Raw genomic sequence first — 21,017 nt, forward strand, 5'->3', positions numbered from 1 at the left:
CCGATGGCCTCGTTGTGGATGTTGTCAGCCGCCTTTCTGTTTTCCGTGATGGGCGCCTGCGTGAAACTGGCGTCCGACAGCTTTTCGATCTCCGAGATCGTCATGTACCGCGGCCTGATCGGCGTGGTCATGCTGGCGCTGCTGGTGGCGCAGCGCGGCGGCAGCCTGCGCACCGCGTTCCCGTGGCAGCATGCGTGGCGCGGCGCGGTCGGCGTGGTGTCGCTGTGGATGTGGTTCTACGGGATTTCGCGCCTGCCGCTGGCAACCGCCGTCACGCTCAATTACATGTCGCCGATCTGGATGGCGGCGTTCCTGTTCTGCGCCGGCTGGTGGCACTCGAAGGACCACGTCGAGTGGCCGCTGGTGGGCGCCATCCTGCTCAGTTTTGTCGGCGTCACCCTGGTGCTGCAGCCGGCGTTCGAAGCGCAGCAGTGGCTGGGCGCCGTCACCACTTTAGCGTCCGGCATCCTGTCGGCGGCGGCGTACCTGCAGGTGCGCAAACTGAGCCTGCTGGGCGAACCCGAATACCGCGTCGTGTTCTACTTCGCACTGGTGAACCTGGGGGCGGGCCTGGCCGGCAGCGCCACCACGGTAGCAGATCCGGCGGTCGACACCTGGCACCGGATCGACCTGTACGGCGCCGGCCTGATGCTGCTGATGGGCGTATCGGCGACGCTGGCGCAGATGGCGATGACGCGCGCCTACGGCACCGGCAAGACGCTGGTGGTGGCCAACCTGCAGTACACCGGCATCATCTTCTCGAGCGTGTGGGGCATGCTGCTGTGGGGCGACAGCTTCGGCTGGCACGTCTGGCTCGGCATGGCGGTAATCCTCTGCTCCGGCCTGGCCGTCACCTATTACAATACCCGCAAGACCGAGCGCGGCGTCGCGGTCGACAAGACTGATCCGATTGCAAGTGAAACCTGAGGATTCCATGAACACGACATTGATCTCCGCCAGCGAACTCGCGGCCCGCCTCGACGACCCGGCGCTGGTCATCGTCGACTGCCGCCACGACCTGATGAACCTCGCCGCCGGCCGCGAGGGCTACGCGGTGGGGCACATCCGCAATGCCGTCTTCGCCGACCTGGAAACGGCGCTGTCGGGCGCCAAGGCCGGCGCCGACGGCCAGTTCCGCGGCCGCCATCCGCTGCCCGAGCGCGCCGCGCTGATCGACACGTTGCGCCGCTGGGGCATCGACGACGGCACCCAGGTCGTCGCCTACGACGCCCACGGCGGCATGTTCGCCGCGCGTCTGTGGTGGCTGCTGCGCTGGGTCGGCCATCCCGCTGTGGCGGTGCTCGACGGCGGCCTGGCCGCGTGGCAGTCGCAGGCGCTGCCGATGACGGCCGACGTGCCGGCGCGGCGGCGCGGCGCCATCACCGAGCGCGCGCCGCTGGTGCAGACCGTGTCGGCCGGCGACGTGCTGGCCAACATCGGCAGCGGCGAGCGCACGGTGATCGACGCGCGCGCGCCGGACCGCTTCCGCGGCGAAAACGAGACGATCGACCCGGTCGGCGGCCACATCCCGGGCGCCAGGAACCGATTTTTCAAGGACAACCTGCAGGCCGACGGCCGCTTCAAGGATGCCGCGCAGCTGAAGGCCGATTTTGCGCCGCTGGTGGCCGATCCGGCCAGGGCCGTGATGCAGTGCGGCTCCGGCGTGACAGCGTGCCACAACCTGCTCGCGCTGGAAGTGGCCGGCATGCCTGGTGCGGCGCTGTATCCCGGCTCGTGGAGCGAGTGGGTCGCCGACCCGTCGCGGCCAGTCTCGGTCGGCGCCTGAACTAGGGGTTGACCAAGGGGTCTGACCCGTTTTCGGGGTCAGACCCCGGTGTCGCAGGCGCCCGATTTAACACCGGGGTCAGACCAACACGGTCAATGGCCGGCGGTGAGGAACAGCACGATGACGACGCCCAGCCCGATCATCAGCACCTGCGGCACCGACTCCTTCACCGTGGCGCGGCGCTGCATCTGCGGCATCAGGTCGCTCACGGCGATGTAGATGAAGCCGGAGGCGGCAAACACCAGCACGTACGGAATCAGCCCGCTGGCGCGGTCGAGCGTGTAGTAGCCGAGCAGGCCGCCGGCGACCGCCATCAGGCTGCACAGCAAATTGAATACGTACGCCCGCTTGCGCGTAAAACCGGCGTTGAGCAGCACGATGAAGTCGCCGATCTCCTGCGGGATTTCGTGCGCGATGATGGCCAGGCCGGTGACGATGCCGAGCTCCGGATTGGCCAGGAAGGCGGCCGCGATCAGGATGCCGTCGGTGAAGTTGTGCATGCCGTCGCCGATCAGGATCATCCAGCCGGAGCGCCCCGCTTCGTGCTTGTCGTGGCCGTGCGCGTGGTGGTGGCCGTCGCCTTCGTGATGGTGCGAGTGGCGCAAAATCGCCAGCTTTTCGAGCATGAAAAAACACAGCAGCCCGGCCAGCAAGGTGGCAAACAGGCTGCGCGGGTCGGCCTTCGACTCGAACGCTTCAGGCAAGGCATGCAGGAACGAGGTCGACAGCATGATGCCGACCGACAGGCTGACCATGCGCTCGACCATCTTCGAGAGCAGCGTGAACGAAAACACCGCCGCGGCGGTGATGCTGAAAACGCCGGCAATCGTGGTGGCCAGCAGGATGGAAATGAGAATCGGGTCGATTTTGATGCCTCTTGATCGGGTCTTGCAATTGCCGCAAGACCGGCATTGTACCGCCCAGCCCGCCGCAGCACACTCTGTGCGCGCAAAAACCGCTCCCCGAATGCAGCGCGGCGATGAAACTATATCGCTATATTTTCATCGCCGCGTCGGTGTCTCGCTACCGTTTCTCGTTACGGCACCAGCGCGAAGTTGACGTTCGACTGGTTGGCCGTGACGATATCGACCGCGGCGATCGACTTGACGGCGTAGCCGGTGGCCGATGCATCGACCTTGTACTTGCCGGTGCCCGGAACGCTGGTCAGGTTCTGCGCAAACACCAGCGGCAAGGCGGCGCTGTAGGCGGCGTACTGCGGCGCGGCGATCGGCAGCTTGGCCAGCGTGTAGGCGCCGGTCGCCAGGTCGGCGCCCTGATACTTGATGGTCACGGTCGGCCCGGCGGCAAACGTCTGCTTGGCCGCAACATACGCCGCCTCGGTGCTGCTGGCCGGGGTCAGCGTGACGGTGCCGCTGATCGAACCGGAGGTGCTGGTGGCCAGCGCGATCGGCGCTGCGGACGTCGACAACGCGGTGGTGCTGGTGGTGCTGGCCACCGGCACGGCGCCAATCACGGAAGCGGCGCGGTCGTCGGCGGTGATGACGACGTCGTAATTGCCGGGAACCAGGCGCGAGAGGAAGAATTCGCCGGTCGCGCTTGGCGCGGTGGAGCTGACGATGACGCCGTTCTGCTGCGCCGACACCATCACGCGGCCAGCCAGCAGCGCCGTGCTGACGAAGCCGGAGATGCCGTTGGCCGCGGCCGGCACGACCTTGACGACGGGCTTGAGCGCGTACTTGCCGTTGCCCTTGGTGAGCACCGATTTGCAGGCGTCGAAGTCGAGCACCAGGTCGACCTTCTGGCCGGCGGCGATGTCGAATTCGTTGACCAGCTTGATGCCGCTTTGCGTGCCGCTTGGCGTCTCCAGCGTCTGTTCGGTGGTGCTGCCGGTCGGGATCACGGAGTTCGCCAGTCCGGTGCCGGTATTGGCGTCGAGCACCAGGCGCAGCTGGGTGTATTTGCCAGGCGCGAGCGAGGTCTGGCCGAGGGACTCGAGCACGCCGTTGGTCAGGTTCAGCAAATTGATTTTTTTGGCGGGGCTCAGCGTGATGTCGGTCCAGCCGGCATCGGTGTCGCCGGCGCTCGAACTCTGGTGCACGCGCACCTTGTTGACGGTAACGTTGACCGCATCGAAGCCGCAGGCCGGCGCATCGGTCATCGATACGGCCAGCGTGCCCATCGTCGAGGTCGGGGTCGGCGCCGGCGAGCCGCCGCCGCCGCCGCCGCAGGCAACGAGAGTGGCCGCGGCGATCGCGGTGGTGGCCAGCAGGCCGGTGCGGATGACGTTTTTGCGCATGAAGTTGCCTCTTTATTAGTTGTACGAATCGAGAACTGCTCTCAGCCGAACTGCACTGTATTGACAGCTTACTATCCATACGGCAACTTTTGCGTGCGTTAGCGCACGTTGAAACCTCCGCTTACACTTTTTACAACGTGGTCTTGTCACCTCAACAAGTTAACGTTGCGCCTATCCAACGACAACATTAATGCGCCTCGTCCCAGTTGTTGCCGACGCCAACTTCCGCCAGCAGCGGCACTTTCAGCTCGGCCACGCTGGCCATCAGTTCAGGCAGCTTGACCTTCACCAGCGCGAGCTCCGCCTGCGGCACTTCCAGCACCAGCTCGTCGTGCACCTGCATGATCATGCGCGTGGCCAGGCCATCGCGCTCGATCCACTCCTGCACGGCGATCATCGCCAGCTTGATCAGGTCGGCCGCGGTGCCCTGCATCGGCGCGTTGATCGCGGCGCGCTCGGCGCCCTGGCGGCGCGGGCCGTTCGGCGAGTTGATCTCGGGCAGCCACAGGCGCCGGCCGAACACGGTCTCGACGTAGCCGCGCGCCTTGGCCTGCAGTCGCGTGTCGTCCATGTACGCCTTGACGCCCGAAAAGCGCGCGAAGTACTTGTCGATGTAGCTTTGCGCGGCGGCGCGCTCGACGCCCAGGTTGGTGGCCAGGCCGAACGCGCTCATGCCGTAGATCAGGCCGAAGTTGATGACCTTGGCGTAGCGGCGCTGCTCGCTGTCGACGTCGGCCGGCGCCAGGCCGAAAATCTCGGCGGCGGTGGCGCTGTGGATGTCGACACCTTCGGCAAACGCGCGCAGCATCGCCTCGTCTTCCGAGATGTGCGCCATGATGCGCAGCTCGATCTGCGAATAGTCGGCCGACACGATGACGTTGCCCGGCGCGGCGATGAACGCTTCGCGGATGCGGCGGCCCTCGGCGGTGCGGATCGGAATGTTCTGCAGGTTCGGGTCGTTCGACGACAGGCGCCCCGTCACCGCCACCGCCTGCGCGTAGTTGGTGTGCACGCGGCCAGTGTCGCGGTTGACCATCTTCGGCAGCTTGTCGGTGTAGGTCGACTTGAGCTTGGAGATGCCGCGGTATTCGAGCAGCACCTTCGGCAGCGGGAAGTCTTCGGCCAGCTTTTGCAGGACCTCTTCGTCGGTCGACGGCGCGCCGCTCGGCGTCTTCTTGATGACCGGCAGCTGCAGCTTGCCGAAAAAGATCTCGCCGATCTGCTTGGGCGAACCGAGGTTGAACGGGCCGCCGGCCAGCTCGTGCGCTTTCGCTTCAAGTTCCATGATGCGCGCGCCCAGTTCGCCCGACTGCACATCGAGCAGCGCGCCGTCGATCAGCACGCCGTTGCGCTCGATCTTCTGCAGCACGACGGAAGTGGGCAGCTCGATGTCGCGGTAGATGAATTCGAGCTTGGGGTCGCTGTCGACGTGGCCCTTCATCGCCTGGTACAGGCGCAAGGTGATGTCGGCGTCTTCGCCGGCGTACTCGGTCGCGCGGGCCAGTTCGACCTGGTCGAAGCAGATCTGGCCGGCGCCCTTGCCGCACACGTCGGCCATCGGGATGGTCGTGTAGCCGAGGTGGCGCAGCGCCATGTTGTCGGTGTCGTGCGCCTTGTGCGACTCGAACACGTACGACTGCAGCAAGGTGTCGTCAACGATGCCGCGCAGGCTGACGCCGTGGTTGGCGAACACGTGGGTGTCGTACTTGAGGTTCTGGCCCACTTTCGGCTTGTCCGGATTTTCCAGCCACGCCTTCAGCTTGCCGATGACCAGCTCGCGCGGCAGCTGCTCGGCCACGCCGGCGTAGCGGTGCGCCAGCGGAATGTAGGCGCCGTTCCCCGCTTCGACGGCCAGCGCAATGCCGACCAGCTGCGCCGTCATCGGCTCGGTCGACGTCGTTTCGGTGTCGATCGACGTCAGTTCGGCGCTGTCGACCAGCGCCAGCCAGCGTTCCAGGGCGTCCTCGGTGGTGATGGTTTCGTATTCGCCGCGGATCAGCGGAACCAGCTGCGGCTCGCCGAACAGGTCGCCTTCGGGCGAATTGAGGGCCGGGCCTTGCGGACGGCCGGCGTTCGGGTTGCCGACGATCTCGCGCAGCAAGGTCTTGAAGCCGTAGCGCTGGAAGAAATCTTTCAGGCCGTCCATGTTCTCCGGCTGGCCAACCAGGGTCTCGGTGATCGACGCCATGTGCTCGGACAGGTCGCAGTCGCACTTGACGGTGATCAGCGCGCGCCCTTGCGGCAGCCATTCGAGCGCGGCGCGCAGGTTGTCGCCGACGGCGCCGGTGATCTTGGCGTTGTTCTCCATCACGCCTTCGAGGCTGTCGTGCGCGGCCAGCCACTTCAGGGCCGTTTTCGGCCCGCACTTCATCACGCCGGGGATGTTGTCGACCGAGTCGCCGATCAGCGCCAGGTAATCGATGATGCGGTTCGGCGCCACGCCGAACTTGGCCAGCACGCCGGCTTCGTCGAGCGTCTCGTTGGTCATCGTGTTGATCAAGGTGACCTTGTCGTTGACCAGCTGCGCCAGGTCCTTGTCGCCGGTCGACACGATTGTCTTCATGCCGAGCGCGGACGCCTGCACCGACAAGGTGCCGATGACGTCGTCGGCCTCGACGCCGTCAACCATCAGGATCGGCCAGCCCATGTGCTTGACGGCTTCGTGGATCGGCTCGATCTGCAGGCGCAGGTCGTCGGGCATCGACGCGCGCGTCGCCTTGTACTCGGGGTACATGTCGTCGCGGAACGTCTTGCCCTTGGCGTCGAACACGCAGGCGATGTAGGCGGCCGGATAGTCGGCGCGCAGGCGGCGCAGCATGTTGACCATGCCGTGCATGGCGCCGGTAGGATGGCCGTCCGGGCTGCGCAGATCCGGCAAGGCGTGGAACGCGCGGTACAGGTAACTGGAACCGTCGACTAACAACAGGGTATTTTGCATGGCGCTAACTGAAAGTGAGGCCGGACCGGGCCGGCGAAGTGTCTAGCATTATCGCAGAATCCGGTATGGAAAAAACGCAACCATGCGCAACGCGGTATGCTCTCCATATGGGGACGAATTCGCCACGTTTCACTGGCAACGGTGTCGATTTGTTACAATGACATATAACGAATCACAAGGTGGACCATCATGTCGCGCACTTCTTTTGTTTGGAAAACCCTGCTGCTTGGCACGCTTGCGCAAGCGGGCATTGCACAGGCGCAGCAGACTGCCAACACGCCGCCGCCGAAGATGGAACGGATCGAAGAAGGCAGCGACACGCCGGTGACGATCACGCCGAAAAGCGGCAACCGCACGAACATCAACGAAAAGCGCGAGGGCGGGCGCATCACCGAAGTGGAAGTGACCTCCGGCAAGAGCACCTACACGATGAAGGGCAGTCTTCCCGGCGCCGTGACGCAGACAGGCGACGCCACCGGCAGCACCTTGCGCCCGCCACAGTGGAAGGTGCTGGAGTTCGACCTGTCGCGCAAGAAACAAAAGGACGCCCAGGAGGCTGAAGCCGCGGCTACCGGCACGGCGGTGGCGCCGCCGCCGCCGCCAAAACCCGGCAAGTAAGCCGCTCCGCAGGCACGGCCCGCCCGGCGGCGCCGTGCCCCGATTTCCCCTTTCATTACCCTTCGCTCGCACATGGCAGTTTTCACCGCGGTCAGTCTGGATGACCTCACCCACTGGATCGAGCAATTTCCCCTAGGCAAAGCAATCGCGCTCAAGGGCATCGCCTCCGGCATTGAGAACAGCAATTTTTTCATCACGACCGAGCGCGGCGAATTCGTCCTGACGATCTTCGAGAACCTGACGTTCGAGCAACTGCCGTTTTACCTGCAACTGATGCGCCACCTTGCCGAGCGCGGCGTGCTGGTGCCGGCGCCGGTGGCCAACGCGCACGGCGAACTGGTGGTGCCGCTGCACGGCAAGCCGGCCGCCATCGTCAGCAAACTCGACGGCACGTCGCAGATGCGACCGCAGCCGGAGCACTGCGCCGCCGTCGGCGCAATGGTGGCGCGGATGCACCTGGCCGCGCGCGACTTCCCGCTGTCGCAGCCGAACCTGCGCGGCCTCGACTGGTGGACCGAGACCACGCCGAAGGTGCTGCCGTTTCTCTCGAGCGACAACGCCGCCCTGCTGCGCGCCGAGATCGCCTTCCAGCAGGCGTTTGCCGGCGGCGACGCCTATGCCCGCCTGGAGCGCGGCCCAGTGCATGCCGACCTGTTCCGCAACAACGTCATGTTCGACGGCGACCGGCTGACCGGGTTCTTTGATTTCTACTTTGCCGGCTGCGACACCTGGCTGTTCGACCTGGCCGTCACCGTCAACGACTGGTGCATCGCGTCCGAGACGGGCGTGCTCGATGCAGCGCGCGTGCGCGCCATGCTCGACGCCTACCATGCGGTGCGCCCATTTACCGCCGATGAAGCGGTCTCCTGGCACGCGATGCTGCGCGCCGCCGCGCTGCGCTTCTGGCTGTCGCGCCTGTATGATTTTTACCTGCCGCGCGAGGCTGAAATGCTGACCCCGCACGACCCGGCGCATTTCGAACGAATCCTGCACGAGCGCATCGCCACCCCGGCACCGGGGTTGTTCGCATGAGCGCGCTTCCGGCAAAGACCGGCTGGGCCTGGCTCAAGCAGGCGATGAGCTTGTTCCGCAAGCAGCCTGCGGCGCTGACGACAGTTATGTTCGGCAACGTCCTGCTCAGCATTTTGCTTGGCAACATCCCGCTGCTGGGGCAGGTCGCCGCGGTCGTGCTGGTCCCGTCGTTCAGCATGGCGCTGATGCAGGCCTGCCTGATGATCGACCACAACGAGCGCGTCACGCCGTCGGTGCTGCTGACCGGCTTTCGCAAGCCGGCCGTCATCAACCTGTGCAAGGTCGGCCTGGCTTACCTGGCCGTCACCGCCGTATTGACGCTGATGGCCTACCTGATGATCGGCGAGTCGTTCTGGAAGCAGGCCGCCACGCCGGCCGCCAACCCGGTGGTCGATCCGTCCGACCTGATGGGCGTGCTGCTGGTTGCCCTGCTGCAGGTAGCGACCGTGATTGCGCTGTGCTTCGCCGCGCCGCTGGTGTTCTGGCAGCAGATGACGCCGGCCAAGGCGATCTTCTTCAGCTTCTTTGCCGTACTGCGCTCACTGCGGGTGTTCGTCGTGATGCTGATGGCCTGGTTTGGCATGTTCATGGCAGCCACCGTCGTGCTGCTGATGGTGCTTGGAAACGGTTCGATGGGCCGGGTCGTGCTGACCTGGGTCGCCTTCCTGTTCATCCTGCTGTTGCAGTGCGCTATGTACGCCGGCTATCGCCAGGTATTCGGCGTGCCGGAGTTGAAGGGCAAGCCGGGTCCGGCGCTATAGGCTGCGTGGGATGTTAAACTGCGCGTCACATACCACGCATCCAGATTGATACCATGAACACCACCACCAAGCCGGCCGCGCCAAAAAAGCGCGCCGAGCCAAGCGCCGAGCGCGCCGCCAATCCTTTCCTCGACGCCGAGTTGTACACGCGCACGCGCGAGTATTCGCCGCGCGAAGCAATCTTTTCCAAAGAGATGAAGGCCATCAACGAGCGCGGCGCGGGCAAGCGCAACCGCGATCCGCTGCAGGCGCCCTCGCTGCAGCCGCTGCTGGGCATGGTCAAGAAGGGGTTGTCGCTGAAGGACATGTTCGGCAAGATCATTGCCGGCACGGACAAGGGGCTGTGGGAGGGCTGGATGTCGACGTTCGGTTTCGAGATTCGCTCGGTCAACTACGCGCCGACCGGCAAGCGCAATGCGGTGCTGGCGCTGGACATCGGCATTGCGTCGAAGGCCAACGCGCTGTTTGCAAAGGAAGGCATCCCGAACTGGCGCAGCCTGGTGGTGGAAGATTGCGCCGAGCTGAAGATTCGCCACGCGACCGAGAAGACGCCATTCGACGCCTGCGCAGTTTTCTACCTGGACAAGTAACTCGACAGCCTGAAGACCGTCGGGTTCGCCAATGGCGAGCATGACGGTTTTGCAGTTACGGGGTAAATGAAGCTGGAAGGATTGCGATGATTTCGAAAAAACCCGACTCCGCCCGCCTCGACAAGGTCGTCGCCGACGCGCGACGCGCCGCCGATACCCGCGAGCTAGGCTACCGGGAGCGCTCGCTCAAGATGTACCCGTGGATCTGCGGCCGCTGCATGCGCGAGTTCACGCACGCCAACGTCTCGCAGCTGACCGTGCATCACCGCGACCACAATCACAACAACAACCCGCCCGACGGCAGCAACTGGGAGCTGTTGTGCCTGTACTGCCACGATAACGAGCACTCGCGCTATCTGGAAGCGGACCGCGGCGCCGGCCTGCACGCGCCCCAGATGCAGGCGGCAACGCACAATCCGTTCGCCGCACTGGCCGGCCTGATGAAGAAGAAAGACTAGCGCGCCAGGCGTTCCAGCTTGGCCACCGACAAGTCGAGCACCTTCATGCCGGCTCGGCCGAAATTGATCTGGGCGCGCGCATTGCCGCCGCCGCCTTCGATATTGACGATCACGCCTTCGCCGAACTTGGCGTGCTCGACCGATTCGCCGATGCGCCAGCCGGGACCCGTCTGCTTCTGCGTGATCTGCTGGGCGATCTTGTTGTCCGAGCCCGAGCTGTTGAACTTGGCATCATCCCACGCGTTCTTCTTGTTGCCGAACCACTGCGCCTGCACCCGCGGCGACATCCACTTCAATGCCGCCTCCGGCAACTCGTCGAAGAAGCGCGACTTCATGTTGTAGCGCGTCTGGCCGTGCAGCATGCGCTGCTGCGTGAAGCTCATGTACAGGCGCTTCTTGGCGCGCGTGATCGCCACGTACATCAGGCGCCGCTCTTCGTCGACGCCGTCGAGCTCGCGCGAACTGCTTTCGTGCGGGAACAAGCCTTCTTCCAGCCCGGTAATGAACACGGCGTCGAATTCGAGGCCCTTGGCCGAGTGCACCGTCATCAGTTGCAGCGCATCCTGGCCGGCCTGCGCCTGGGCGTCGCCCGCTTCCAGCGACGCGTGCGACAGGAATGCCGACAGCGGCGACATCACGGTCGGCAGCGGCGCGTCGGCGTCGAAGATCTCGATGCCGTCCTGGTTCAGGATCGCTTCGCCGGCCTGGGCCTCGGCGCGCGGGCCCATGTGCGCCGGCGCGCCCTGGCCGAAGCCTTCTTCCTGCACGAAATGGGTCGCCGCGCTGACCATCTGCTCAAGGTTCTCGATGCGGTCGGCGCCTTCTTTTTCGTTGCCATAGTGGGTCAGCAGGCCGCTGGCCTCGAGCACCACGCGCACCATTTCAGGCAAGGCGAGCTGCTGCGTCTCGAAGCGCGCGCCTTCGACCAGCCTGACGAACGAGCCGAGCGAGCTGCCCGACTTGCCCGTCACGTAAGGCACCGCGGCGTACAGCGAGATGCCGTACTGCTCGGCGGCCGCCTGCAAGGTTTCGATCGAGCGCATGCCGATGCCGCGCGTCGGGAAATTGACCACGCGCAGGAAGGCCGAATCGTTGTGCGGGTTGTCCATCAGCTGCAGGTAGGCGATCGCGTGCTTGACCTCGGCGCGCTGGAAATAGCGCTGTCCGCCGTACACGGTGTACGGCAAGGCGGCGGCAAACAGCGCGTGCTCGATGACGCGCGACTGCGCGTTGGAGCGGTACAGGATGGCAATCTCGCTGCGCGAGGCGCCATCGGCGATCAGGTTCTTGATCTCTTCAATGAGCCACTGCGCTTCTTCGAGGTCGGACGACGCTTCGTAGATGCGCACCGGCTCGCCGTGGCCGGCGTCGGTGCGAAGGTTCTTGCCGAGGCGCTTGCTGTTGTTGGCGATCAGCTGGTTGGCGCTGTCGAGGATGTGGCCGTGCGAGCGGTAATTCTGCTCCAGCTTGATCAGGTTCTCGACGCGGAACTCGCGCTCGAAGGCGCTCATGTTGCCGACGTTGGCGCCGCGAAAGGCGTAGATGCTCTGGTCGTCGTCGCCGACGGCAAACAAGGCGCCGCCGACTTGCTCACCATGGCCGGCCAGCAGCTTCAGCAGGTTGTATTGCAGGTCGTTGGTGTCCTGGAACTCGTCGACGAGGATGTGCTTGAAGCGCGCCTGGTAGTGTTCGCGCAGCGGCTGGTTACGCTGCAGCAGTTCGAACGAGCGCAGCAGCAGCTCGGCGAAATCGACGACGCCTTCGCGCTGGCATTGCTGGTCGTACAGTTCATAGAGCTCGACCATCCTGCGCTCGATCGGATCGTAAGCGTCGACCTTGTTGGCGCGCAGGCCCTGGTCCTTCGCGTTGTTGATGAAGTACTGCAGGTTTTTGGCCGGGTACTTTGCATCGTCGACGTTGTTCGCCTTGAGCAGGCGCTTGATCATCGACAACTGGTCTTGCGAGTCGAGAATCTGGAACGCCTGCGGCAGCGCGGCGTCGCGGTAGTGCGTGCGCAGGAAGCGGTTGCACAGGCCGTGGAAGGTGCCGATCCACATGCCGCGCGTACTGACGGGCAGCATTGCCGACAGCCGGGTCAGCATTTCCTTCGCCGCCTTGTTGGTAAACGTCACCGCCATGATCCCGGCCGGCGACACCTGTCCGGTCTGGATCAGCCAGGCGATGCGGGTGGTCAGCACGCGCGTCTTGCCGGAGCCGGCTCCGGCGAGAATCAGGGCGCTTTGCTGGGGCAGCGTGACGGCGGCGAGTTGTTCGGGATTGAGGTTGTGGAGGAGATTCTGCATCTCGTCATTATACCCGCAGGGGTACGCGGCCGGCCGTCCGGAAAGGCAGCGACAAGCGGAACTCATTGGCGAATTTCAGCGTCCAACGCGGGGTACCTTCCCGGATCTGAGGAGAACGTAAAATGTTGAATCGAGTCGTTGCAGTGACCGCGCTGGCGGTCGGCGGGATGATGCTGTCCAAGCAGCTCAAGAAAAACCGCAAGTCCCAAGGCACCTCATCGATCGAAGAATCGTGCGAGATCAACGTGCCGGTCAGGACCGCTTACAACCAGTGGACCCAGTTCGAGGAGTTTCCGCAGTTCATGGAAAACGTGCTCGAAGTGCGTCAGCTGGATGATCGGCACCTGCACTGGCGCGCCACGGTGGCCGGGGAAGAGAAGCAATGGGACGCCGAGATTACCGAGCAGGTGCCGGACAAGCGCATCGCCTGGCGCAGTGTGACGGGCGCGCGCAACGGTGGCGTCGTCAGCTTTCACAAGCTGTCCGACAACGCTTGCAGGATCATGCTACAGATCGAGTATGAGCCTGAAGGCACGATGGAAAAACTCGGTGATGCGATGGGCGCGGTGCGGATGCAGGCACGCACCAGCCTGCAGCGCTTCAAGGAATTGCTCGACCAGCGAGGCAGCGAAACTGGCGCCTGGCGCGGGCAGATTGGCCAGCACTGAGGCCGAACGAGGCCACGCCAGGGGAGCTGCCGCCTGGTGTGCGGCGGCGTTACTCTGGCGCCCTTGCGCACTTCGTCATCACCATGGCGGGTTCGCACCCCAGTTTCTGGCTTCCACCAATCTTGCCGATACGGCCGGGGTCGATCCGACAACCGTCAGCCGAAACGTTCAGAATCTCGAGCGCCGAGATTTGGTTCAGGCTGAAGGCGGACGTGGCCGCGGTGGAAAGCGGCTGACTCTAACGACATCCGGGCGTCGAGTCATGGTCGATGCGTTTCCGGTTTGGAATTGGGCCAAGGCGGAACTCGCCCGTCGCATGGGCGATGAAAACCTGGGTTCGGCGACGCAGGCAATGGCAGAGCTGGCGAGGGCCGCAGGATCCCCATGTGCATGATGACGTTGGTGGGCCGACGATCGGGATCATGTGAGGAATACTCAAAAAATGACGACCGAACGGATCGACTCGCCGCTCTTCATCAGGTCGAAGCCCTCGTTGATGCGCTCCAGCGGCAGGCGATGCGTGATCAGGTCGTCGATGTTGATCTTGCCGTCCATGTACCAGTCGACGATTTTAGGCACGTCGGTGCGACCGCGCGCCCCGCCGAACGCCGAACCCTTCCACACGCGTCCGGTCACCAGCTGGAACGGCCGCGTCGAAATCTCCGCCCCGCCCGGCGCCACGCCGATGATGATCGACTGACCCCAGCCTTTGTGGCAGCATTCGAGCGACTGGCGCATCGTGGTGGTGTTGCCGATGCACTCGAAGCTGTAGTCAGCGCCGCCATCGGTGAGGCCGATGATGTCGTCGACGACGTTTTCCGACGTGGTCGGATTGACGAAATGGGTCATGCCGAACTTGCGCGCCATCTCTTCGCGCGCCGGATTGATGTCGACGCCGATGATCTTGTCGGCGCCGACCATGCGTGCTGCCTGGATGACGTTCAGGCCGATGCCGCCGAGGCCGAATACGACGACGTTGGCGCCGGCTTCCACGTTGGCCGTAAACAGTACCGCGCCGACGCCGGTGGTGACGCCGCAGCCGATGTAGCAGATCTTGTCGAACGGCGCGTCCGAGCGCACCTTGGCCAGCGCAATTTCCGGCACCACGATGTAGTTCGAGAAAGTCGACGTGCCCATGTAGTGATGGATCGGCTTGCCGCCGATCGAGAAGCGGCTGGTGCCGTCTGGCATCAGGCCGCGGCCCTGGGTCGAGCGGATCGCCTGGCACAGGTTGGTCTTGCGCGACAGGCAGAATTTGCACTGGCGGCATTCCGGCGTGTAGAGGGGAATGACATGGTCGTCGCGGCGCAGGCTGGTCACGCCAGGGCCGACATCGACGACGACGCCGGCGCCCTCATGGCCGAGGATGGCCGGGAAGATGCCTTCCGGATCGGCGCCGGACAAGGTGAAATAGTCGGTGTGGCAAATGCCGGTCGCCTTGATCTCGACTAGCACCTCGCCCGCCTTCGGACCTTCCAGTTCGACTTCTTCGATCGTCAGCGGCTGGCCCGCTTTCCATGCAATCGCTGCCCTGGTTTTCATGCTGCTCCCGTGTCTGTGTAAAGTGCCTTCATGATAACAGCCACGGGCGCGATCCGTGTCAGGCCGGCTGCGGGCGGCGCTCCCAGAATTCATGAACCTGTCCGGCCAGGCGCAGCGGTACCAGCGGCTTCGGAATCACGCCGATAGCGCCGACGTCGAGGTAGCGTTCGATGTCGTCCGGTGCAGTCAGGCTGGTGACGAACAGCGCCGGCGTGTCGGCCAGGTGCGGCATGCCGCGCAGCAAGCTCAGCGTAGCGAGGCCGTCAAGGTCGGGCATCATGACGTCGAGCAGGATCAGGTCGGGGTAAAAGTTTTCAGCGGCGACCAGTGCTTCGCGGCCAGAACAACACTCGCGCACAACGAATTTGCCGATCACTTCAAGCACCAGCTTGGCGGTGGTGCGCACGTGCAGGTCGTCCTCGACGTACAGGATGGTTCTCAGGTCGGTGTCGATCATCTCAAGCTCCTGCGCAAGTTGGGGTGGCGATGCCAAGCAGCGTCGCGATCGCGGTCCACAGTTGGCGCGGTGGCCCATGGCTTGGCCAGGTACACGCCGGATCGCTCGCGCCAGGCCGGCTGGCGCGCCGAATACACGAGCAGCGGAACGGCGCCAAGCGCCGGCAGCAAATCGGCCGCGTTGCCGTCGGGCAGGTCGGGGTCGATGACGACCGCCGAAAAGATATGCTGGTTCAGCTGGCGCGCACCGGCGAGCGTCTGCACGTGGGTCACGCGCGCTTCCGGCGTCAGCAGCGCGGCCACGTGCTGCGCGGAGCCACTGTCGCGGTCGATATGCAAGATGTGCGGCACCGCTAAGCCGGCGCGCTCGATTGGCGCGGCAACGGCCGCTGCGCCGGCGACAGGCATGTAAGTGTCGCCCAGCGGCGCTGCCGCGATGTCGCGCCCGGGATAGCGGTTTAAAAATATTCCAGTCGCTTTCATGCCGACCTCCTTCAGGGTACCAATACGATTGACATCCGGAGGCGAACGCGTGCGCGTGGTGCGACGAATAAGACAGTCCGGAAATGGGATCGGCGGAGCGGGGCCGGCAAATTAAGTCGGCCGCAGGGGGGAGGCGGCGCTGGAAAGCGTGTAACGAGCAGCGATGTCCGGCAGGGTTACATGTCGGGGAAATTCAAGGAATTCCCTAGCGGCAAGTATAACCCAGAATGCGTCGCACGATTGCGGTGCACCATTTATATTTGATGGCCAGGACGGCAATATCGCTGCCCGGGCGAGCGCCCTACTTCGGCGCCTTGACGCGGCTGGCAAAGCCGGCGTTCAGGCTGTTGAGCACTTCTTCGGCCGCCAGCAACTGGTCGGCTACCTCGTTGATCTTGCGCCGGCTCGAGCGCGCATGGTCGCGCAGCACCTCGAAGGCGGTGTTGCGGTCGGTGTGGAAGCGGCCCATCAGCAGGCCGACCGCCAGGCTCGTTTCGCGCCCCGCCGCCAGCGCCGCGTTCAGGTTCACTTCGGTGCGGCGCAGCTGGCGGATCTCGTCGGCGCGCGCCAGGCTTGCTTCGAACGCCGGCATCAGGCGCGCGGCGTCGACCGGCTTGACGACGAAGCCGACCGCGCCGTAGGTGGCGGCCTGGCGGGCGACGTCGCCATCGACATTGGCCGACAGGAACATGAACGGCACCGACGTGTTCTCTTGCAAGTGGCGCGCCAGTTCCATGCCGGACATGCCAGGCATGGTGATGTCGAGCATCGCCATGTCGGGTTCGCGCGCTTCGATACGGCGGATGGCTTCGGCGGCGGAATTGGCGCACACCGTTTCATAGCCGGCATGGCCAAGGATGGTGGCAAGGAACTCGAGCAGCAGGGTGTCGTCATCGACGAGCAGGATCAAGCGTTTGGCGTGGGTGGCTGTGGTCATTTTTTAGGATACAGTCAAAGTCCGGACGGAAAAATAATTATACGGTGTGCGCGGCGGACCGGGCATTTATCCGTTGCCGGGCAGTTCGTCGCTCACGGCATGCCGTTGGCGCAGAACCTGGCGAAGCCGGCACGCGCGCTCAGGCGCTGGTAGTACGCGGCCAGCGCCGCGTATGCCGGACGCTCCAGCGGCGTCATCAGCCAGCGATTGATCGACACGCCCAGCACGATGTCGGCCACGGTAAAATTATCGCCGGCCACGAAGGCGCCGGTTGCGCCGACGCGCTGGTCGAGTATGCCGAGCAGCCGGTTCCAGCTGGCGCAGCTGGCCGCCACCTGGCGCTCATCGGCGTGGGCGGCGCTGCGCCGCACCAACGCCATGAAGGCGTAGCGCCAGGCAGTGTTGAGTTCGGTTGCCTGCCAGTCCATCCATTGCTCGACCAGTGCGCGCCGGCGTGGCGCCGCCGGCAGCAATAGGCCGTCACCATACTCTGCGCACAGATAGCGGCAAATCGTGTTCGATTCCCACAGCACGGTGGCGTCATCGACGAGCACCGGCACCATCGCATTCGGGTTGAGCGCAATAAACTGGGGCGCATCGGTGGCAAGCTGGCCGTCGCCCCACGCTTCCAACTGGTACGGCAAGTTCAGTTCGGCGCAAGTCCACAGCACCTTGCGGACGTTGATCGAGGTCGGTTTTCCAAGAATTTTTAGCATGCAATATTGTGCCGCAAAATTTTGCCGGGGTCACCCAGCAAAAAGAGCCGGGGCCGGCGGCGCAACGTCAGCCCCTGTCATCTATAATGTTTGTTTTCTCCAAATGCCCAGCCCACACCATGGAATTAGCCAAGTCTTTCGAGCCAGCCGATATTGAACAGTTCTGGCGCAACGAGTGGGAACAGCGCGGCTACTTCGCCGCCACCACCGACGCCGACAAACCGTCGTTCAGCATTCAGCTGCCGCCACCGAACGTGACCGGCACCCTGCACATGGGGCACGCTTTTAACCAGACCATCATGGATGGCCTGACCCGCTACTACCGCATGCGCGGCCACAACACAGCGTGGATTCCAGGTACCGACCACGCCGGCATCGCCACCCAGATCGTTGTCGAACGCCAGCTCGATGCGCAGAACATTTCGCGCCACGACCTCGGCCGCGAGAAGTTCGTCGAGAAGGTGTGGGAGTGGAAAGAGAAGTCGGGCAACATCATCACCGGCCAGATGCGCCGCATGGGCACGTCGCCCGACTGGGCGCGCGAATACTTCACGATGGACGAGCCGCGCTCGAAAGTGGTCACCGAAGTGTTTGTCCGTTTGTTCGAGCAAGGCTTGATCTACCGCGGCAAGCGCCTGGTCAACTGGGATCCGGTGCTCGGCACGGCCGTGTCCGACCTCGAAGTGGCGCAGGAAGAAGAAGATGGCTTCATGTGGTACATCCGCTATCCGTTCGCGGACGACAGCGGCCACGTCACCGTCGCCACCACCCGTCCAGAAACGCTGCTCGGCGACGTCGCCGTCGCGGTCGATCCGACCGATGAGCGCTACACCGCGCACGTCGGCAAGATGTTGAATTTACCGCTGACCGGCCGCCAGATTCCGCTTATCGCCGACGAGTATGCCGACAAGGAATTCGGCACCGGTTGCGTGAAAATCACGCCGGCGCACGACTTCAACGACTATGCCGTCGGCCAGCGCAACAAGTTGCCGATGATTTGCGTGCTCACACTCGACGCCAAGATCAGCGATGAGGCGCCGGAAGCCTACCGCGGCATGGACCGCTTCGCCGCGCGCAAGCAGATCGTCGCCGACCTCGACGCGCTCGGCCTGCTGCAGGAAGTCAAGCCGCACAAGCTGCAAGTGCCGCGCGGCGACCGTACCGGCGTCGTCATCGAGCCGATGCTGACCGACCAGTGGTTCGTGGCAATGAGCAAACCTGCGCCGGAAGGCACCCTCTTCCCCGGCAAGTCGATCGCCGAAGTGGCGCTCGAGAAAGTGGCCAACGGCGAAATCAAGTTCGTGCCGGAAAACTGGAGCACCACCTACAACCAGTGGCTCGGTAACATCCAGGATTGGTGCGTGTCGCGCCAGTTATGGTGGGGCCACCGCATCCCGGCGTGGTATGACGACGCCGGCAACATCATCGTTGCCCGCAGCGAGGAAGAAGCCCAGCAAAAAGCCAAGGCGGCCGGTGTCACCGGCGCCCTGCGCCGCGACAACGACGTGCTCGATACCTGGTTCTCGTCGGCGCTCGTGCCGTTCTCGACCATGGGCTGGCCGGAAGAAACGCCGGACATGAAGATGTTTTTGCCGTCGTCGGTGCTGGTGACCGGCTTCGACATCATCTTCTTCTGGGTCGCGCGGATGGTGATGATGACCACCCACTTCACCGGCAAGGTGCCGTTCGAGACCGTGTACGTGCACGGCCTGGTGCGCGATTCGTCCGGCCAGAAGATGTCCAAGTCGAAAGGCAACACGCTCGACCCGATCGACCTGATCGACGGCATCGGCATCGAGGAACTCGTTGCCAAGCGCACCACCGGCCTGATGAACCCGAAAGACGCCGCCAAGATCGAAAAGGCAACGCGCAAGGAATTCCCGGAAGGCATCGCTGCCTACGGCACCGACGCCGTGCGCTTCACGATGGCCAGCTACGCTTCGCTGGGACGCAACATCAACTTCGACCTGGGCCGCGCCGAAGGCTACCGCAACTTCTGCAACAAGATGTGGAACGCGACCCGTTTCGTGCTGATGAATACGGAAGACAAGGATTGCAGCGCCAGCGACGCCGACCTGTCGCAGGCCGACCGCTGGATCCTTTCCATGCTGCAGCGCGCCGAGCAGGACGTCGCCAAGGGCTTCGACGACTACCGCTTCGACAACATCGCCGCGACGATCTACAAGTTCGTCTGGGACGAGTATTGCGACTGGTACCTCGAAGTGGCGAAAGTCCAGGTCCAGCACGGCACCGAAGGCCAGCAGCGCGCCACCCGCAATACCTTGCTGCGCGTACTCGAAGTGATCCTGCGCCTGGCCCATCCGATCATTCCGTTCGTCACCGAAGCGTTGTGGCAGACCGTCGCGCCGCTGGCCGGCAAGAAGGTCGATCCTGCCGGCGACTCCGTCATGCGCCAGCCGTATCCGCAGGCGAACCTGGCGCTCATCGACGAATCGGCCGAGGCGTGGATGGTGCAACTCAAGGCGCTGACCGACGCCACCCGCAACTTGCGCGGCGAAATGCAGATCTCGCCGTCGGTGCGGGTGCCGCTGATCGTCGAAGCGGCCGATGCCGCCGGCAAGGCGCAGCTGCACAGCTTCGCGCGGTATGTGCAGGCGCTCGGCAAGCTATCGGAAGTGCAGATCGTCGATGCGCTGCCGGAGTCGCCGGCCGCGGTATCGATCGTCGGCACCACCAAGCTCATGCTCAAGGTCGAGATCGACGTTGCCGCCGAGCGCGAGCGGCTGTCGAAAGAAATCGTCCGCATCGAAGGCGAAATCGCCAAGGTCAACGGCAAGCTGGGCAACGACAGTTTCGTCGCCCGCGCGCCGGCCGCCGTGGTGGCGCAGGAAAATGAGCGTTTGCTCAATTTTTCTGCAACTATCGACAAGTTACGTGAACAGTTTGCTAAACTTCCTGCTGCCTAATCAACAACAACGGAGACAAAAAATGATGCGCAAACTGATACAAGCTGGCCTGATCGCCGCGGTGCTCGCGGTTCCATCGGCGTGGGCGCAAGACGCCTCGCCGGTGGGAATGTGGAAAAGCATCGACGACGAAACCGGCAAGCCGAAGGCGATGATCCGCATCACCGATAACCAGGGACAGCTGGAAGGCCGCATTGAAAAACTGTTCCGCCCGGCCGACCAGGAGCAAAATCCGAAGTGCGACAAGTGCGACGGCGCGCGCAAGGATCAGCCGATGGTCGGCATGATGATCTTGTCGGGCTTGAAGAAAGACGGCGACGCGTACAGCGGCGGCGAGATCCTCGACCCGGCCAACGGCAAGGTGTACCGCAGCAAGGCGACGCTGAAAGATGGCGGCAAGAAGCTGGAAGTGCGCGGCTATGTCGGCGCGCCAATGTTTGGCCGTTCGCAGACCTGGGTGCGCGAGCCGTAACAGCAGGCCCGATACACTGTCCTGTCTCGAAGCGGGGACCTACGCTGAGCAAGCTCGGCATAGGTCCCCGCTG

General features: G+C 64.1%; 20 protein-coding genes. 11 read left to right on the top strand and 9 right to left on the bottom strand.

Annotated elements, in window-relative coordinates:
- Positions 1–3 precede the first annotated feature (3 nt).
- Both ACP7DD_RS04330 and ACP7DD_RS04335 read left to right on the top strand, forming a co-directional pair.
- Positions 4–927, top strand: a complete 924-nt coding sequence (locus ACP7DD_RS04330) for a DMT family transporter (protein WP_426173477.1) — start codon at positions 4–6, stop codon at positions 925–927.
- Between the two features lie 7 nt (positions 928–934).
- Positions 935–1,786 (top strand): sulfurtransferase, encoded by an 852-nt coding sequence (locus ACP7DD_RS04335; RefSeq protein WP_426173478.1) that lies wholly within the window; start codon positions 935–937, stop codon positions 1,784–1,786.
- 92 nt (positions 1,787–1,878) lie between these two features.
- Here the strand turns inward: ACP7DD_RS04335 and ACP7DD_RS04340 are convergent, their stop codons facing one another.
- The gene (locus ACP7DD_RS04340) at positions 1,879–2,628 is read right to left on the bottom strand and encodes a ZIP family metal transporter (RefSeq protein ID WP_426173588.1); all 750 of its coding nucleotides are present in this window, start codon (positions 2,626–2,628) and stop codon (positions 1,879–1,881) included.
- On the opposite strand from ACP7DD_RS04340, the gene ACP7DD_RS04345 reads away from it, so the two are divergent.
- Complete coding sequence (locus tag ACP7DD_RS04345) at positions 2,567–2,845, top strand: hypothetical protein (RefSeq protein WP_426173479.1); 279 nt, start codon at positions 2,567–2,569, stop codon at positions 2,843–2,845. The two genes, ACP7DD_RS04340 and ACP7DD_RS04345, sit on opposite strands and share 62 nt — an antisense overlap.
- On the opposite strand, the gene ACP7DD_RS04350 is transcribed toward ACP7DD_RS04345, so the two are convergent.
- Together ACP7DD_RS04350 and polA are read right to left on the bottom strand one after the other, a co-directional pair.
- Positions 2,823–4,043 (bottom strand): DUF4382 domain-containing protein, encoded by a 1,221-nt coding sequence (locus tag ACP7DD_RS04350; protein WP_426173480.1) that lies wholly within the window; start codon positions 4,041–4,043, stop codon positions 2,823–2,825. The genes ACP7DD_RS04345 and ACP7DD_RS04350 overlap by 23 nt on opposite strands.
- Positions 4,044–4,230: 187 nt before the next feature.
- Positions 4,231–6,981, bottom strand: coding sequence for a DNA polymerase I (polA, locus tag ACP7DD_RS04355; protein WP_426173481.1), 2,751 nt, complete (start codon positions 6,979–6,981; stop codon positions 4,231–4,233).
- 189 nt (positions 6,982–7,170) lie between these two features.
- Here polA and ACP7DD_RS04360 point away from each other — a divergent pair, with 189 nt between their 5' ends.
- The 5 genes from ACP7DD_RS04360 (at position 7,171) to ACP7DD_RS04380 (ending at position 10,440) form a co-directional block, all read left to right on the top strand.
- Positions 7,171–7,599, top strand: coding sequence for a hypothetical protein (locus ACP7DD_RS04360; protein ID WP_426173482.1), 429 nt, complete (start codon positions 7,171–7,173; stop codon positions 7,597–7,599).
- 72 nt (positions 7,600–7,671) lie between these two features.
- The gene (locus ACP7DD_RS04365; RefSeq protein ID WP_426173483.1) at positions 7,672–8,631 is read left to right on the top strand and encodes a homoserine kinase; all 960 of its coding nucleotides are present in this window, start codon (positions 7,672–7,674) and stop codon (positions 8,629–8,631) included.
- Complete coding sequence (locus tag ACP7DD_RS04370; protein ID WP_426173484.1) at positions 8,628–9,392, top strand: BPSS1780 family membrane protein; 765 nt, start codon at positions 8,628–8,630, stop codon at positions 9,390–9,392. Before ACP7DD_RS04365 ends, ACP7DD_RS04370 begins: the two co-directional genes overlap by 4 nt.
- Before the next feature lie 53 nt (positions 9,393–9,445).
- On the top strand, positions 9,446–9,982 hold the full coding sequence (locus ACP7DD_RS04375; protein WP_426173485.1) for a hypothetical protein: 537 nt from the start codon (positions 9,446–9,448) through the stop codon (positions 9,980–9,982).
- Between the two features lie 86 nt (positions 9,983–10,068).
- Positions 10,069–10,440 carry a YajD family HNH nuclease gene (locus ACP7DD_RS04380; RefSeq protein WP_426173486.1) on the top strand — a complete coding sequence of 124 codons (372 nt, stop codon included), beginning with the start codon at positions 10,069–10,071 and terminating at the stop codon, positions 10,438–10,440.
- On the opposite strand, the gene ACP7DD_RS04385 is transcribed toward ACP7DD_RS04380, so the two are convergent.
- Complete coding sequence (locus ACP7DD_RS04385; RefSeq protein ID WP_426173487.1) at positions 10,437–12,743, bottom strand: UvrD-helicase domain-containing protein; 2,307 nt, start codon at positions 12,741–12,743, stop codon at positions 10,437–10,439. The genes ACP7DD_RS04380 and ACP7DD_RS04385 overlap by 4 nt on opposite strands.
- 122 nt (positions 12,744–12,865) lie before the next feature.
- On the opposite strand from ACP7DD_RS04385, the gene ACP7DD_RS04390 reads away from it, so the two are divergent.
- Positions 12,866–13,411: an SRPBCC family protein gene (locus tag ACP7DD_RS04390; RefSeq protein WP_426173488.1), complete on the top strand. Its 546-nt coding sequence runs from the start codon at positions 12,866–12,868 to the stop codon at positions 13,409–13,411.
- A 435-nt stretch (positions 13,412–13,846) separates the two neighbouring features.
- Here ACP7DD_RS04390 and ACP7DD_RS04395 read toward each other — a convergent pair whose 3' ends face one another.
- From ACP7DD_RS04395 to ACP7DD_RS04415, 5 genes are all read right to left on the bottom strand, one after another.
- Positions 13,847–14,953 carry an S-(hydroxymethyl)glutathione dehydrogenase/class III alcohol dehydrogenase gene (locus ACP7DD_RS04395; RefSeq protein ID WP_426173489.1) on the bottom strand — a complete coding sequence of 369 codons (1,107 nt, stop codon included), beginning with the start codon at positions 14,951–14,953 and terminating at the stop codon, positions 13,847–13,849.
- A 58-nt stretch (positions 14,954–15,011) separates the two neighbouring features.
- On the bottom strand, positions 15,012–15,410 hold the full coding sequence (locus ACP7DD_RS04400) for a response regulator (RefSeq protein WP_426173490.1): 399 nt from the start codon (positions 15,408–15,410) through the stop codon (positions 15,012–15,014).
- A complete protein-coding gene (locus ACP7DD_RS04405) occupies positions 15,407–15,892 on the bottom strand; it encodes a response regulator (protein ID WP_426173491.1) in 486 nt (161 codons plus the stop codon). Before ACP7DD_RS04405 ends, ACP7DD_RS04400 begins: the two co-directional genes overlap by 4 nt.
- Before the next feature lie 301 nt (positions 15,893–16,193).
- Positions 16,194–16,829: an ANTAR domain-containing response regulator gene (locus ACP7DD_RS04410; RefSeq protein ID WP_426173492.1), complete on the bottom strand. Its 636-nt coding sequence runs from the start codon at positions 16,827–16,829 to the stop codon at positions 16,194–16,196.
- A 92-nt stretch (positions 16,830–16,921) separates the two neighbouring features.
- Positions 16,922–17,545 (bottom strand): glutathione S-transferase family protein, encoded by a 624-nt coding sequence (locus ACP7DD_RS04415; protein ID WP_426173493.1) that lies wholly within the window; start codon positions 17,543–17,545, stop codon positions 16,922–16,924.
- Positions 17,546–17,664: 119 nt separating this feature from the next.
- Between ACP7DD_RS04415 and ACP7DD_RS04420 the strand changes: the two genes are divergently transcribed.
- Together ACP7DD_RS04420 and ACP7DD_RS04425 are read left to right on the top strand one after the other, a co-directional pair.
- Positions 17,665–20,472 (top strand): valine--tRNA ligase, encoded by a 2,808-nt coding sequence (locus tag ACP7DD_RS04420; RefSeq protein ID WP_426173494.1) that lies wholly within the window; start codon positions 17,665–17,667, stop codon positions 20,470–20,472.
- A gap of 25 nt (positions 20,473–20,497) precedes the next feature.
- Positions 20,498–20,944 (top strand): DUF2147 domain-containing protein, encoded by a 447-nt coding sequence (locus ACP7DD_RS04425; RefSeq protein ID WP_426173589.1) that lies wholly within the window; start codon positions 20,498–20,500, stop codon positions 20,942–20,944.
- Positions 20,945–21,017 lie beyond the last annotated feature (73 nt).

Origin of the sequence: Massilia sp. TWR1-2-2, assembly GCF_049897565.1 — a bacterium.
Lineage (GTDB): Bacteria > Pseudomonadota > Gammaproteobacteria > Burkholderiales > Burkholderiaceae_D > JAFCUW01.

Excerpts from the sequence above, each read along its gene's own strand:
- ACP7DD_RS04420 (WP_426173494.1), top strand. The coding sequence starts at position 17,665 with ATGGAATTAGCCAAGTCTTTCGAGCCAGCCGATATTGAACAGTTCTGG.
- ACP7DD_RS04350 (WP_426173480.1), bottom strand. The coding sequence starts at position 4,043 with ATGCGCAAAAACGTCATCCGCACCGGCCTGCTGGCCACCACCGCGATC.
- ACP7DD_RS04335 (WP_426173478.1), top strand. The coding sequence starts at position 935 with ATGAACACGACATTGATCTCCGCCAGCGAACTCGCGGCCCGCCTCGAC.
- ACP7DD_RS04400 (WP_426173490.1), bottom strand. The coding sequence starts at position 15,410 with ATGATCGACACCGACCTGAGAACCATCCTGTACGTCGAGGACGACCTG.
- ACP7DD_RS04375 (WP_426173485.1), top strand. The coding sequence starts at position 9,446 with ATGAACACCACCACCAAGCCGGCCGCGCCAAAAAAGCGCGCCGAGCCA.
- ACP7DD_RS04425 (WP_426173589.1), top strand. The coding sequence starts at position 20,498 with ATGCGCAAACTGATACAAGCTGGCCTGATCGCCGCGGTGCTCGCGGTT.
- ACP7DD_RS04360 (WP_426173482.1), top strand. The coding sequence starts at position 7,171 with ATGTCGCGCACTTCTTTTGTTTGGAAAACCCTGCTGCTTGGCACGCTT.
- ACP7DD_RS04390 (WP_426173488.1), top strand. The coding sequence starts at position 12,866 with ATGTTGAATCGAGTCGTTGCAGTGACCGCGCTGGCGGTCGGCGGGATG.
- ACP7DD_RS04415 (WP_426173493.1), bottom strand. The coding sequence starts at position 17,545 with ATGCTAAAAATTCTTGGAAAACCGACCTCGATCAACGTCCGCAAGGTG.
- polA (WP_426173481.1), bottom strand. The coding sequence starts at position 6,981 with ATGCAAAATACCCTGTTGTTAGTCGACGGTTCCAGTTACCTGTACCGC.
- ACP7DD_RS04385 (WP_426173487.1), bottom strand. The coding sequence starts at position 12,743 with ATGCAGAATCTCCTCCACAACCTCAATCCCGAACAACTCGCCGCCGTC.
- ACP7DD_RS04370 (WP_426173484.1), top strand. The coding sequence starts at position 8,628 with ATGAGCGCGCTTCCGGCAAAGACCGGCTGGGCCTGGCTCAAGCAGGCG.
- ACP7DD_RS04405 (WP_426173491.1), bottom strand. The coding sequence starts at position 15,892 with ATGAAAGCGACTGGAATATTTTTAAACCGCTATCCCGGGCGCGACATC.
- ACP7DD_RS04365 (WP_426173483.1), top strand. The coding sequence starts at position 7,672 with ATGGCAGTTTTCACCGCGGTCAGTCTGGATGACCTCACCCACTGGATC.
- ACP7DD_RS04380 (WP_426173486.1), top strand. The coding sequence starts at position 10,069 with ATGATTTCGAAAAAACCCGACTCCGCCCGCCTCGACAAGGTCGTCGCC.
- ACP7DD_RS04410 (WP_426173492.1), bottom strand. The coding sequence starts at position 16,829 with ATGACCACAGCCACCCACGCCAAACGCTTGATCCTGCTCGTCGATGAC.
- ACP7DD_RS04330 (WP_426173477.1), top strand. The coding sequence starts at position 4 with ATGGCCTCGTTGTGGATGTTGTCAGCCGCCTTTCTGTTTTCCGTGATG.
- ACP7DD_RS04395 (WP_426173489.1), bottom strand. The coding sequence starts at position 14,953 with ATGAAAACCAGGGCAGCGATTGCATGGAAAGCGGGCCAGCCGCTGACG.